13 protein-coding genes are annotated in these 12,824 nt (G+C 54.3%); 12 read left to right on the forward strand and 1 reads right to left on the reverse strand.

What is annotated here, in order from left to right:
* Both JKK62_RS15380 and JKK62_RS15385 read left to right on the forward strand, forming a co-directional pair.
* Nucleotides 1-465 (forward strand): riboflavin kinase (locus JKK62_RS15380; RefSeq protein WP_279380643.1); only part of this gene is annotated, 465 nt, incomplete at its 5' end.
* 10 nt (nt 466-475) lie between these two features.
* Nucleotides 476-2,170, forward strand: a complete 1,695-nt coding sequence (locus JKK62_RS15385; protein WP_201428697.1) for a MutS-related protein — start codon at nt 476-478, stop codon at nt 2,168-2,170.
* A 41-nt stretch (nt 2,171-2,211) separates the two neighbouring features.
* On the opposite strand, the gene JKK62_RS15390 is transcribed toward JKK62_RS15385, so the two are convergent.
* Nucleotides 2,212-4,299: a glycogen debranching protein gene (locus JKK62_RS15390; RefSeq protein WP_201428698.1), complete on the reverse strand. Its 2,088-nt coding sequence runs from the start codon at nt 4,297-4,299 to the stop codon at nt 2,212-2,214.
* A gap of 257 nt (nt 4,300-4,556) precedes the next feature.
* On the opposite strand from JKK62_RS15390, the gene JKK62_RS15395 reads away from it, so the two are divergent.
* The 10 genes from JKK62_RS15395 to JKK62_RS15440 form a co-directional block, all read left to right on the forward strand.
* Nucleotides 4,557-4,904, forward strand: a complete 348-nt coding sequence (locus tag JKK62_RS15395) for a DRTGG domain-containing protein (protein ID WP_201428699.1) — start codon at nt 4,557-4,559, stop codon at nt 4,902-4,904.
* Nucleotides 4,901-5,329, forward strand: a complete 429-nt coding sequence (locus JKK62_RS15400; RefSeq protein WP_201428700.1) for an ATP-binding protein — start codon at nt 4,901-4,903, stop codon at nt 5,327-5,329. Before JKK62_RS15395 ends, JKK62_RS15400 begins: the two co-directional genes overlap by 4 nt.
* A gap of 27 nt (nt 5,330-5,356) precedes the next feature.
* Entirely contained in the window at nt 5,357-6,634 is a 1,278-nt protein-coding gene (locus JKK62_RS15405) for a [Fe-Fe] hydrogenase large subunit C-terminal domain-containing protein (RefSeq protein WP_201428701.1), read from the forward strand.
* 18 nt (nt 6,635-6,652) lie between these two features.
* Nucleotides 6,653-6,982, forward strand: coding sequence for a DRTGG domain-containing protein (locus JKK62_RS15410; RefSeq protein ID WP_201428702.1), 330 nt, complete (start codon nt 6,653-6,655; stop codon nt 6,980-6,982).
* A 1-nt stretch (nt 6,983) separates the two neighbouring features.
* On the forward strand, nt 6,984-7,706 hold the full coding sequence (locus tag JKK62_RS15415; protein ID WP_201428703.1) for a PHP domain-containing protein: 723 nt from the start codon (nt 6,984-6,986) through the stop codon (nt 7,704-7,706).
* Nucleotides 7,707-7,962: 256 nt separating this feature from the next.
* On the forward strand, nt 7,963-8,469 hold the full coding sequence (locus tag JKK62_RS15420) for an NADH-quinone oxidoreductase subunit NuoE family protein (RefSeq protein ID WP_186834298.1): 507 nt from the start codon (nt 7,963-7,965) through the stop codon (nt 8,467-8,469).
* The gene (locus tag JKK62_RS15425) at nt 8,462-9,019 is read left to right on the forward strand and encodes an ATP-binding protein (RefSeq protein ID WP_436286316.1); all 558 of its coding nucleotides are present in this window, start codon (nt 8,462-8,464) and stop codon (nt 9,017-9,019) included. Before JKK62_RS15420 ends, JKK62_RS15425 begins: the two co-directional genes overlap by 8 nt.
* Complete coding sequence (locus tag JKK62_RS15430) at nt 9,016-9,390, forward strand: (2Fe-2S) ferredoxin domain-containing protein (protein ID WP_186834297.1); 375 nt, start codon at nt 9,016-9,018, stop codon at nt 9,388-9,390. Before JKK62_RS15425 ends, JKK62_RS15430 begins: the two co-directional genes overlap by 4 nt.
* Before the next feature lie 12 nt (nt 9,391-9,402).
* Nucleotides 9,403-11,211, forward strand: coding sequence for an NADH-quinone oxidoreductase subunit NuoF (locus tag JKK62_RS15435; protein ID WP_186834296.1), 1,809 nt, complete (start codon nt 9,403-9,405; stop codon nt 11,209-11,211).
* An 18-nt stretch (nt 11,212-11,229) separates the two neighbouring features.
* Nucleotides 11,230-12,824 (forward strand): NADH-dependent [FeFe] hydrogenase, group A6 (locus JKK62_RS15440; protein WP_201428704.1); only part of this gene is annotated, 1,595 nt, incomplete at its 3' end.

The raw sequence follows: 12,824 nt of genomic DNA on the forward strand, positions 1-12,824 counted from the left end.
ACGCTGATAAAAAAACTCATTTCCGAGGGAGAGATCGAGCGGGCGAACGATATGCTAGGCTCGCGCTTCGGCTTCAAGGCGGAGATCACGCACGGAATGCGTCTCGGCAGAGAGCTCGGCACGCCAACCCTCAACCAGCAGATGCACCCCGATCTCGTAATGCCGCGTTTCGGAGTGTACGCTTCTATTGTGACTCTCGGAAACGGCGGTCAGTACTGCGGCGTGACAAATATCGGCATCAAGCCGACCGTCGGCGGCACAAAGCCGCTGTGGGAGACGTGGATGCCTGAGTACCGCGGCGCGGAGCTATACGGCGAGCAGGCTGACGTAAGGCTGCTCACGTTTATCCGCCCCGAAAAGAAGTTTGACAGCCTGACTCTGCTCAGGGAGGAAATAATGCGCAACGCGCGTCAGGCGAAGGAAGATTACGCGCGCGTTAATTCGTTCAAAAATCTGATAAAATGAGGAATGAGCTATGGATTACAGCCTGATGTTTCCGCAGAACGCGAATCAAAGCTACAAGACCCTGACCCCCGAGAGCGTCAACGACCTCTCGATCGAGTTCCTGCTGGACGCGCTCACAAAACAGCGGTACGAGCGCGACCATATACGCAAAATCATGACGCGCGTCACGGACGACCCCGAGGTCATACGCTACCGCTGCGATGTTTTCGAGGACTTTCTGCGCTTTCCTAAGCTGCGCGACGCGATGGAGGAGCTTGTCGTGAAGCTCGCCGATCTGCGCGACATAGAGCGGTTTCAGAAGGATCAGGAGGGTTCGGCGCTTTGGTCGCTCGTCAACCGCCTGCGTGAGATAGACGACTACGTGACCTGCATCACCGCGATGAAGGACGTGCTCGAGGAGCTTGACGTCAAGTCCGAGGGTATGCTCACCCTGCGGCAGATTATCCGCGATATTTCCGCCGACAGTGGCTTTCCCGAGCTGAGGCAGGACATCGACGAGACCTTTGAGAAGGTGCGCCGAATAAAGAGTATTACTATCGGCGTAAACCTCGACAGTATGCTCAGACCTGCGTCTGCGGGCGTTGTTTCTCTCAACGACATCGAGTACCGCGAGTCGAACCTCATGCGCCGTTTCATGAACTTCGCCGACCGCAAGGACGAGCTTCACCACGGCACCGACACGGGCAGTATCCGCGTTTTCCACCCCGCAACGCCGATCAAGGCGGTTGAGTTCAACCGCAAGATCGAGCTGAACGACAACATGACGGGAGTTCACACGCGCACCTCGGCGGTAACAGGCGCGGATTCGCTCTCGAACGCCATAAAGGACACCGTCACCAACATCATGAAGCAGACGGTCAACGAGATAAAAAACACGATCAGGCGCTATGTCAACATCAGCGGCTATATGCTCATTAACCTCATGCCCGAGATACTATTCTATATCCGCTGGGCTGAGCTTATCGAGAAAATCATGGCGACGGGTATGCCCGTCTGCAAGGCTCAGATCCTGCCGCCCGAACAGCGCGACTGCTCGTTCAAGGGACTGTACAACCTCAAGCTCGCTATCAACAAGGCTGGCGGCGAGGATATCAATATCATCGCAAACGATATTGACTTCAACGACGATATGCGCATATTTATTCTCACGGGCCCTAACCGCGGCGGAAAGACAATCTTCACGCAGGCTTGGGGTATCGCGATGCTTCTTGCGCAGCTTGGCATTTACGTGCCTGCCGAGAGTGCCTCGATCAGCCCCTGCGACAATATCTTCACGCATTTCCCGGCCGACGAAAACGACACCGTCGACCTCGGACGTCTTGGCGAGGAGAGCAAGCGTCTTGCGGAGATTTTTGAGCAGGCAACCGAGCGCAGCATAATGCTGCTCAACGAGAGCCTTGCGACAACAAGCGTCACTGAGGGTCTGTTCATCGCGAAGGACGTTGTCAGGGCGATGCGCTACCTCGGCACGCGTTGTATTTTCAACACCCACATGCACGACCTCGCGCGCAGTGTGGACGCACTCAACGAGGAGGTCGAGGGTACGAGCAAGGCTGCGAGCCTTGTCACGGGAGTCCACGACGGCGAGCGCAGCTTCAAGGTGAGCCTGCTGCCGCCTCAGGGCGTGAGCTACGCCAAGGACATCGCGCTCAAATACGGCGTTTCGTTCCGACAGATCAAAGAGAGCATCGACAGCAGAACATAAAAATAACGGAAAGGCTGAGTTTTCAACCTTTCCGTTTTGCTTTAATATACTTTTTCCGCGACAGCCGCGAGAACGGTTCTGCCCGACATGCGGTACCTGCGGTCATAGAGGAGTATGTTCTTATCCTCTGTGATAACTTCCTCGGGCGCTCTGCCTGTGTCGAAGTACAGCTTCCAGACATAGCCCGTAGGCAGTGAGGGAAGCTCGATGAACGCGTCCTCCCAGTGGGCGTTTATCGCGAAGTAAACGATTTCGTCGAGCTCGGGATTTTCCTTCGACATACCCGCGTACATAACAGCAACCATGCGCGAATTCTCGTTGAAATCGGTTTTCCACGGCTGAGTGCCGTGAATGCTCTCGGGCGGGAAGGTGCATCTCGCCACATCGCGGTTCTTTGTGATGACGTGGAAGCGCTTTCTGAACGCGATCATGTATTTAGCGAATTCAAATACATCCTTGAATTGCTCTTTTCTGCTCCAGTCGAGCCACGAGGTCAGGTTGTCCTGACAGTATGCGTTGTTGTTGCCGAACTGAGTGTTGCAGAATTCGTCGCCCGCGAGGAACAGCGCGGGACCTCGGCTGCACATAAGTGTCGCGAAGGCGTTTTTGACCAGCTTGCGGCGCAGCGAGTTTATGTACGGGTCGCTTGTTTCACCCTCAAAGCCGCAGTTCCAGCTGTTGTTGTCGTTAGCGCCGTCGGTGTTGTCCCAGCCGTTGAGGTAGTTGTGCTTCTCGTTGTAGGCATACATATCGTACAGCGTGAAGCCGTCGTGACAGGTCAGGAAGTTGACTGACGCGCTGTGACCTCTGTAGGAGGGGTCATATAGGTCTTTGGAGCCTGTCAGGCGGTTCGCGGCAGCCCACGCGAGGTTGCCGTCACCCTTGAGGAAGCGTCTGAGGTCGTCGCGGTAACGTCCGTTCCATTCCGACCAGCGGTTCCAGCTCGGGAAGGAGCCTACCTGGTACAGACCCGCGGCGTCCCATGCCTCGGCAATCAGCTTTGTCTTGCCCAGAATCGGGTCAAACGCAAGGCTCTTGAGCAGAGGCGGCTGTTCCATCGGAGTTCCGTCCTCGTTTCGTCCGAGAATGGACGCGAGGTCGAAGCGGAAGCCGTCGATTTTGTATTCGGTCACCCAGTAGCGCAGACAGCTCTTGATAAAGTCGCGCACGATCGGGTGGTTGCAGTTGAGCGCGTTGCCGCAGCCGCTGAAATTGTAGTACCTGCCGTCGGGAGAGAGCATGTAGTAGATGTTGTTGTCCAGTCCCTTGAATGAGAAAAACGGACCTTTCTCGTTGCCCTCGGCGGTGTGGTTGAACACGACGTCGAGGATAACCTCAATGCCGTTTGATTTCAGGTCGCGGATAAGCTTTTTAAGCTCGGTACCCTCGCGGTGGTGGCGGTGGTCGCTCTCGTAGCTCGTGTTTGGAGCGAAGAAGCATACCGTGTTGTAGCCCCAGTAGTCGTAGAGCTGCTCGCCGTTGAAGTTGCGGTACGAGCCCATCTCGTCGAACTCAAAGATAGGCATGAGCTCGACAGCGTTTACGCCCAGCTCCTTGAGATACGGGATCTTCTCGCGGATACCCTCAAAGGTACCGCGGTTCTTGACTCCCGAGGAAAGGTCCTCGGTGAAGCCTCTGACGTGGAGCTCGTAGATGATAAGCTCCTCCATCGGGATATGCGGGAATTTGATATTGCCCCAGTCGTAATCGTTGAACACGACCCTCGCCTTGTACACGCAGGTGTTGGGCTGGCGTACACCCCAGCCGCTCTGTCCTGTTACCGCCTTGGCGTACGGGTCGAGAACATACATGTCCTTGTTGAAGATAAGTCCCTTCTCGGGCTGATTCGGACCGTCGAGGGAATATGCGTACTCAAACTTGTCTATTTCAATTCCGAACACAATCATCGAGTACGTGTTTCCGACCTTGAACGAGTCGGGGAACGGAATACGTGCGTAAGGCCATTTTGAGCCCGGATAGAACAGCAGCAGTGTGCATGAGGTGGCGTAGAATGAGCTGATAGTAAAGTTTACGCCGCCGCGGACAGGGGTTGCGCCGTCCATATCGTAATAACCGGGTCTGACGTCGAAGCCGAGGATATTATCCGTAGGCTTTAAGTCCCTTAACATTAAAGCACCCCTTAAATAGATTTGCATGAATATTGTATCATGTAACCGCACTTTTTTCAATTAGAAAAATCAAAGAATTCCAAAGAAAAATTGTCAAATCCGCATATAATAAGGAATTGCTGACAAAATATGACAAAAACACGTGTTTTTTGTAATCCTACTAAATTTTGAGTGTTGTGTTTACAAATTTTATATGCTATAATGATTGTAACTGTAAACCACTGAAAAATCACTTAAACGAAAGGGTGTAAAAATTTATGGTTGTAAGAGATATTCTGGAAATCCTTGAGGGCGAAATCATCTGTGAGGGCGACCTTGACCAGGAGATTAAAACCGCCTGCGGCTCCGACATGATGAGCGACGTCCTGGCGTTCGTAAAGGATCAGTCCGTGCTTCTGACCGGTCTTGTCAATCCCCAGGTAGTGCGTACCGCCGAGATGATGGATATGGCGTGCATTGTATTCGTAAGGGGCAAGGTGCCCGACGACTCGATCATCCGCCTCGCCGAGAGCAGGGATATCACTCTGATGAAAACACGGTACAGAATGTTTACCGCCTGCGGACTTCTCTACTCCAACGGACTGAGCGGAGGAACAAAGGTATGAGCAACGCGATTCATCTTCACTACGAGGTATCGGGCGAGGATTTTACGCGCGCTGGCGAGGCGAGCGGCCTTGTCAAAAAGACGCTCAAGAAGCTCGGCTATAATTCCGACGCTATCCGCCGCGTAGCGATCGCCATGTACGAGGCTGAGATCAACATGGTTATCCACGCCGAGGGCGGCTACTGCGACGTAGACATCTATCCCGACCGCGTTGAGATACTGCTCGCCGACAAGGGCCCGGGCATTCCCGACGTTGAGAAGGCGATGCAGGAGGGCTACTCAACCGCGCCCGACAACGTCCGCACACTGGGCTTCGGAGCGGGCATGGGTCTGCCTAACATCAAAAAATACACTGACGACATGCGTATCGAAACTACCCTCGGAGTGGGCACGAACGTATATCTGACCGTCATTGTAAACTCGTAAAAATCCACTGCATTAAGGAGAATTTCAATGGGTAACTATTTCCATTCAGTTGAGCTCAATGCCGATAAGTGCTGCGGCTGCACCAACTGTCTGAAGAGATGTCCCACGGAGGCAATACGCGTTCACGGAGGCAAGGCGAGGATCCTGCCCGAGCGCTGTATCGACTGCGGAGAGTGCATCAGAATCTGCCCACATCACGCCAAAAGCGCGTACAGCACTAAAATTGAAGAAATCGGAAATTTCAAATACACTGTCGCTATCCCCGCACCGGCGCTCTTCGGTCAGTTCAACGGACTCGACAACATCGACTTCGTGCTTACGGGACTGAAAAAGATCGGCTTCGACCATGTTTTCGAGGTTTCGCGTGCGGCTGAGCTCGTCAGCGAGGCGACGCGCAGGCTCATCAAGGAGGATAAGCTCAAAAAGCCGATTATCAGCTCCGCCTGTCCGTCAGTCGTCAAGCTGATAAAAATCCGCTTCCCCGAGCTGTGCGACAACGTGCTGAACCTGCTCGCGCCGATCGAGGTCGCCGCAAAGATCGCGCGCCGCGAGGCAATGGAAGAAACGGGACTGCCGACAGAGGACATAGGAATCTTTTTCATCACGCCATGTCCCGCGAAGGTGACGGAGATCCACTCGCCGAACTACGCGGAGAAATCCGAGGTCGACGGCGCGATCGCGATCTCGAAAATCTTCCCCGAGCTCGCTCACGCGATGGATCACCTCGAGGAGGTCGAGCCTATCGCGCAGTCGGGACTTCTCGGCATCGGCTGGGCTACCTCGGGCGGAGAGGCTGCCGCCATGCTCGGCGACAAGTACCTCGCCGCGGACGGTATCGAAAACGTTATCCGCGTCCTCGAGGAGCTTGAGGACGAGCATATCCGCGACGTCGACTTCATCGAGCTGAACGCCTGCTCCGGCGGCTGCGTCGGCGGCGTTCTCACCGTCGAGAACCCCTACGTCGCGCAGGCGAGAATCCACAACCTCAGAAAGTACCTGCCCGTTTCGCTAAACCACATTGACGAGGGCAAGAGCCTTGATGACATGATGTGGACGGAGGAGCTGACCTTCGACGCCGATATCTTCCGCCTCGACGAGGATATTATCAGGGCGATGGAGATGATGAGCCAGATGGAGGAGATCCACAAGGGACTTCCCGGGCTCGACTGCGGCTCGTGCGGAGCGCCTACCTGCCGCGCTATGGCGGAGGATATCGTCCGTGGCAAGGCGAAGGAAACCGACTGCATACATAAGCTGAAGGCAAAGATCCAGAGCGTATACGACCAGCTGAAGAATACGATCTGACGCAAGCGAGGTAACGAGATGAATGTAAAAGAATTTGCGGAAAAACTTGATTTGAAGGTTCTTGTCGAGGGCGATACGGAGCGCGAGATCACGGGCTGCTATATCGGCGATCTGCTGAGCTGGGTAATGGGCAGAGCACCCGAGGACTCGGCGTGGCTGACTGTTATGGGCAACATCAATTCCATCGCCGTCGCTACCCTCGCCGACGTGAGCTGCATCGTGCTTGTGGAGAACGCCGCGCTCGACGAAAACGCCCGAGCAAAGGCCGAAATGCACGAGGTGAATATCCTGCTCTCCAAGGAGAACAGCTACCACCTCGCCGTAAAGCTCCACGAGCTTTTGAGCTGACATGAAATACTACTACGATCTACATCTTCATTCCTGCCTTTCGCCCTGCGGCGACATGGACATGACCCCGAACAACATCACGGGCATGGCAAAGCTGCTGGGGCTTGACATCATCGCGCTCACCGACCACAACACTTCCCTCAATTGTGAGGCGACGATTGCGGCGGGGAAGGAGAACGGAGTTGTCGTCGTACCGGGAATGGAACTGACGACGAGCGAGGATATCCACGCGGTCTGCCTGTTCCCGACGCTTGAGCGCGCGCTTGAGTGGAGCGAGTACGTCGACAATCACCGCATAAAAATCAAAAACAGACCCGACATCTACGGCAGGCAGGTCATCATGAACGCGCTTGACGAGGAGATCGGCGAGCTTGAGCACCTGCTTCTGCCCGCGACCGAGATCAGCATAATGAACGCCTATTCACTCGCGCGCTCGTTCGGCGGCATCTGCTATCCCGCGCACGTCGATCGCGACAGTCTGTCGATTCTCTCGGTGCTCGGCGAGATCGACGAGAGCTGCGGCTTTATCACCGCCGAGCTTGCCGACAAATCAAAGCTCGATACACTCAGAAGGCTGCACCCGATTCTCGATACGCTAAATATTGTGACGAATTCCGACGCGCATTACCTCGAGAACATGCGCGACGCGGAGAACCAAATCGAGCTTGAGGAGCTCAGCGCAGAGTGTCTTGTAGAGCGGCTGAATACGCCTTTGTTTGTGTAAAATAGTCAAATTTTGACATCGCAAACTGTCATAAAAAAGCGATATAATCAGCAATTTGTATTCACAGGATAAAATATGACTATTTTTCGTTAAAAAAATGTCGTTCTGATTGTGTATCCGTTTAAAAGAGGGAAAAATTTTTATAGACTTTCACAGCCGTTTTGTGATATAATCACTGTAAGTAAATATAATATTCACCGAAGTGCGAATATTTTTTTTATGGTATTTGACAAATTGAAATCAGGGAGGAAAAACAATGCAAAAGAAAATCAGCAGCATTCCCTTCAGTGGGACACCTGAGCAGGAAGCAAAGCTCAAAGAGTCTATTGCCCGTCACATCGACGATCCCGGCGCGGTAATGCCCGTGCTTCAGGAGGCTCAGGAAATCTACGGTTATCTGCCGATTGAGGTGCAGACAATGGTAGCTGAGGGTCTCGGCGTATCTCTCGAGGAGGTATACGGCGTATCGACCTTCTATTCACAGTTCGCGCTCTCTCCGAAGGGCAAGTACAACATCTCCGTATGCCTCGGCACAGCCTGCTATGTAAAGGGCTCGGGCGACATTCTCAACAAGATTTCCGAGGAGCTCGGTATCGGCGCTGAGGAGTGCACACCCGACGGACAGTTCTCGCTCACAGCCTGCCGCTGCATCGGCGCGTGCGGTCTGGCTCCCGTTATCACCGTTAACGAGGACGTTTACGGCAGACTGACGGTTGACGACATTCCTTACATTATCAACAAGTATAAGAACGCTGATGCGTGAGTTGTCCTTAAACGTCATGGACGTGGCGCAGAACTCCGTGAGAGCGAAGGCGAGCCTTGTCACGATCACCGTTGACGAGAGCGATAAGGACGACTTCCTTCAGATCTCAATCGCGGACGACGGCTGCGGCATGACCGAGGAACAGGTACAGCAGGTCATCGACCCGTTTTTCACGACACGCACCACCCGCAAGGTGGGCTTGGGAGTTCCGCTGTTCAAGCTTTCGGCGGAGCAGACGGGCGGCAGCTTTGAGATAAAGTCAAAGCTTAACGTCGGCACCACAACCACCGCGCGTTACGTCAAGAGCCACGTCGACATGACGCCTCTCGGCGATATCAACGACACGGTCAAGATCCTCATTCAGTGCAACCCCGACATCGACTTTGTGTTCACTCACACCACAGACCTCGGCGCCTTCACTCTCGACACAAGAGAGCTGCGTGCGGTTCTCGAGGGCGTGAGCCTTGACACACCTGACGTACTTGAATGGATTAGCGCTTATTTGAAAGAACAATCCCAAATAATATATGGAGGAGCGGATAATCAATGAAATCTTTAGCTGAATTAAAAGCCATCAGAGATAGGGCGAAGGCTGACCTCGATCTCAGAAAAGAAAACCCCAACGCGGCGAGAGTACTCGTAGGCATGGCTACCTGCGGTATCGCGGCAGGCGCAAGACCTGTTCTCAACGCGTTTGTAGAGGAGATCGCGAAGCGCGGTCTCACCAACGATATTACCGTCACCCAGACAGGCTGCATCGGCATCTGCCAGTATGAGCCCGTTGTAGAAATCGAAGTTCCGGGTCAGGACAAGGTGACATACGTAAAGGTAGCGCCCGAAATGGTACCCAGAATCGTTAACGACCATCTTGTAAACAAGAATGTTGTTACCGAGTACACAATCGGAGCAATGGAGAAATAAGGAGGACAATTCATGTATCGTTCTAATGTACTGGTATGCGGCGGTACAGGCTGTACCTCCTCGAACAGCCTGACCATCGTCAACAAACTCAAGGAAGAAATCGAGAGACAGGGCCTTTCCGACGAAGTAAACGTAATCACCACCGGCTGCTTCGGTCTCTGCGCGCTCGGCCCGATCATGGTAGTATATCCCGAGGGCAGCTTCTATTCAATGGTAAAGGTGGAGGATATCCCCGAAATCGTTGAGGAGCACCTCTTAAAGGGCAGAATCGTTACCCGTCTGCTCTATCAGGAGACAGTTGAGGAGGACACCGTAAAGTCCCTCAACAAGACCGCTTTCTATGCAAAGCAGAAGCGTGTTGCGCTGCGTAACTGCGGCGTTATCGATCCCGAAAAGATCGACGACTACATTGCCCAGGACGGCTATGCCGCTCTCGGTAAGGTTCTCACAGAGATGACCCCTGATCAGGTTATCCAGACTATCCTCGACTCAGGTCTGCGCGGCAGAGGCGGCGCGGGCTTCCCGACAGGTCTTAAGTGGAAATTCGCGGCTGCCAACGATGCTGATCAGAAGTACGTTTGCTGCAACGCCGACGAAGGCGACCCCGGCGCGTTCATGGACCGTTCCGTTCTCGAGGGCGATCCCCACTGCCTGATCGAGGCTATGGCTATCGCGGGTTACGCTATCGGCGCTTCCCAGGGCCGCGTATATGTCCGTGCAGAGTATCCTATCGCCGTTAAGCGTCTCCAGATCGCTATCGACCAGGCCCGTGAATACGGTCTGCTCGGCGAGGACATCTTCGGCACAGGCTTCAACTTCGACATGGAGCTCCGTCTCGGCGCAGGCGCTTTCGTATGCGGCGAGGAAACCGCTCTTATGACCTCCATCGAGGGCAAGCGCGGCGAACCCAGACCCAGACCTCCGTTCCCGGCTGTAAAGGGTCTTTATCAGAAGCCCACAATCCTCAACAACGTTGAGACCTACGCAAACATCGCCCAGATCATCCTCAAGGGACCCGAGTGGTTCGCTTCAATGGGTACCGAGAAGAGCAAGGGTACAAAGGTATTCGCTCTCGGCGGCAAGATCAACCACACCGGTCTTGTTGAGATCCCCATGGGCACCACCCTCCGCGAGGTCGTATTCGAGATCGGCGGCGGTATCCCCAACGGCAAGAAGTTCAAGGCTGCTCAGACCGGCGGTCCTTCCGGCGGATGTATCCCCACAGAGCACCTCGACATAGAGATCGACTACGACAACCTCCTCGCTATCGGCTCAATGATGGGCTCCGGCGGACTTATCGTCATGGACGAGGACAACTGTATGGTTGACGTTGCGAAGTTCTTCCTCGAGTTCACCGTTGACGAGAGCTGCGGTAAGTGTACTCCCTGCCGTATCGGTACAAAGAGACTCCTCGAGATGCTCGAGAAGATCACAAAGGGACAGGGTTCCCTCGAGATGCTCGACGAGATGGAGGAGCTGTGCCACTACATCAAGGCGAACTCCCTGTGCGGTCTCGGTCAGACCGCTCCCAACCCCGTACTATCCACCCTGCGTTACTTCAGGGATGAGTATATTGCCCACGTTGTAGACAAGAAGTGTCCCGCGGGCGTATGTAAGGACCTCCTCGAGTACACGATCGAGAAGGATAAGTGCTTCGGCTGCAGTATGTGCGCCAAGAAGTGCCCCGTCGGCGCGATTTCCGTGACCGATTACACCGCGCCCGGCAAGAAGAAGCCCGCTTACGAGATCGACCACAGCAAGTGCATCAAGTGCGGCGCCTGCATCGACACATGTAAGTTTAAGGCAATTTACAAGGGCTAAGGGAAAGGAGAGAAAACTATGGAAATGTTGAATATTAAAATCAACGGTAAAGACTATCAGGTCGAAAAAAATACCACCATCCTTGAAGCCTGCCATCAGTTCGGTATCAAGATCCCGACTCTTTGCTACCTTAAGGAAATCAACGAAATCGGCGCCTGCCGTATGTGTCTCTGCGAGGTAAAGGGCGCGCGCAGCCTTGTTGCCGCATGCGTATATCCCATCGACAGAGAGGGTACCGAAATCTTTACCAACACACCCCAGATTCAGAAATACAGAAAGACCAACCTCGAGCTTCTGCTCTCGAACCACGACAAGAAGTGCCTCTCCTGCCCGAGAAGCAACACCTGCGAGCTCCAGCAGCTCTGCCTTGAGTACGGCGTTGACGAGACAAAGTTTAAGGGTGAGGAGACTCACTACGAGGAGGATCACACCACTCTGCACCTCGTTCGCAACAACAACAAGTGCATTCTCTGTCGTCGCTGCGTAGCGGCTTGCAAGCAGCAGTATGTATCCGTTATCGGCGCGAACAACCGCGGCTTCGACACCGTTATCAGCTGCGCGTTCGAGCAGGATCTCAACAACGTAGCTTGCGTAAGCTGCGGCCAGTGCACCGTAGTCTGCCCGACAGGCGCGCTTGTTGAGCGCGACGATACCTACAAGGTATTCGAGGCTATTGCGGATCCCACAAAGCACGTTGTAGTCCACACCGCTCCCTCCATCAGAGCGACCCTCGGCGAGTGCTTCGATATGCCCATCGGCACCAACGTAAAGGGCAAGATGGTTGCGGCTCTCAAGATGCTCGGCTTTGACAAGGTATTCGACACCAACTTCGGCGCTGACCTCACCATCATGGAAGAGGGCACCGAGTTTATCCAGCGCGTACAGAACGGCGGTACTCTCCCGATGATCACCTCCTGCTCACCCGGCTGGGTCAAGTTCTGCGAGCACTACTATCCCGACCTCATTCCGCACCTCTCCACCTGCAAGTCACCCCAGCAGATGCAGGGCGCTATGATCAAGTCCTACTACGCCGAGAAGGCAGGCATCGATCCCAAGGACATCGTTGTCGTATCGGTAATGCCCTGCGTAGCCAAGAAGTTCGAGATCAAGCGTGACGACCAGGGTCGTGACGGCATGCAGGATAACGATATCTCAATCTCCACCCGTGAGCTTGCCAAGATGATCAAGAAGGCTGGCATTCAGTTCACCTCACTTCCCGACGAGGACTTCGATCCCATCATGGCTATCGGTTCCGGCGCCGGCACAATCTTCGGCGCTACAGGCGGCGTTATGGAGGCTGCCCTCCGTACTGTTGCCGACAAGCTGACAGGCGAGGATCTCAAGACTATCGATTACACAGAGGTTCGCGGTACCGACGATATCAAGGAAGCTACCTATGATGTAGCTGGTATGCAGGTCAAGGTTGCTGTTACTTCAGGTCTGAAGAACGCTGCCAAGCTGCTTGACGAGATCCGCGCGGGCAAGTCTCCCTATCAGTTCATCGAGGTTATGTGCTGTCCCGGCGGCTGCGTAAACGGCGGCGGTCAGCCCATTCAGCCCGGTCATGTGAGAAACTTCACAGACCTCAAGGCTCTCCGTGCAAAGGCACTCTA

The sequence above is a fragment of the Ruminococcus difficilis genome, assembly GCF_016680995.1.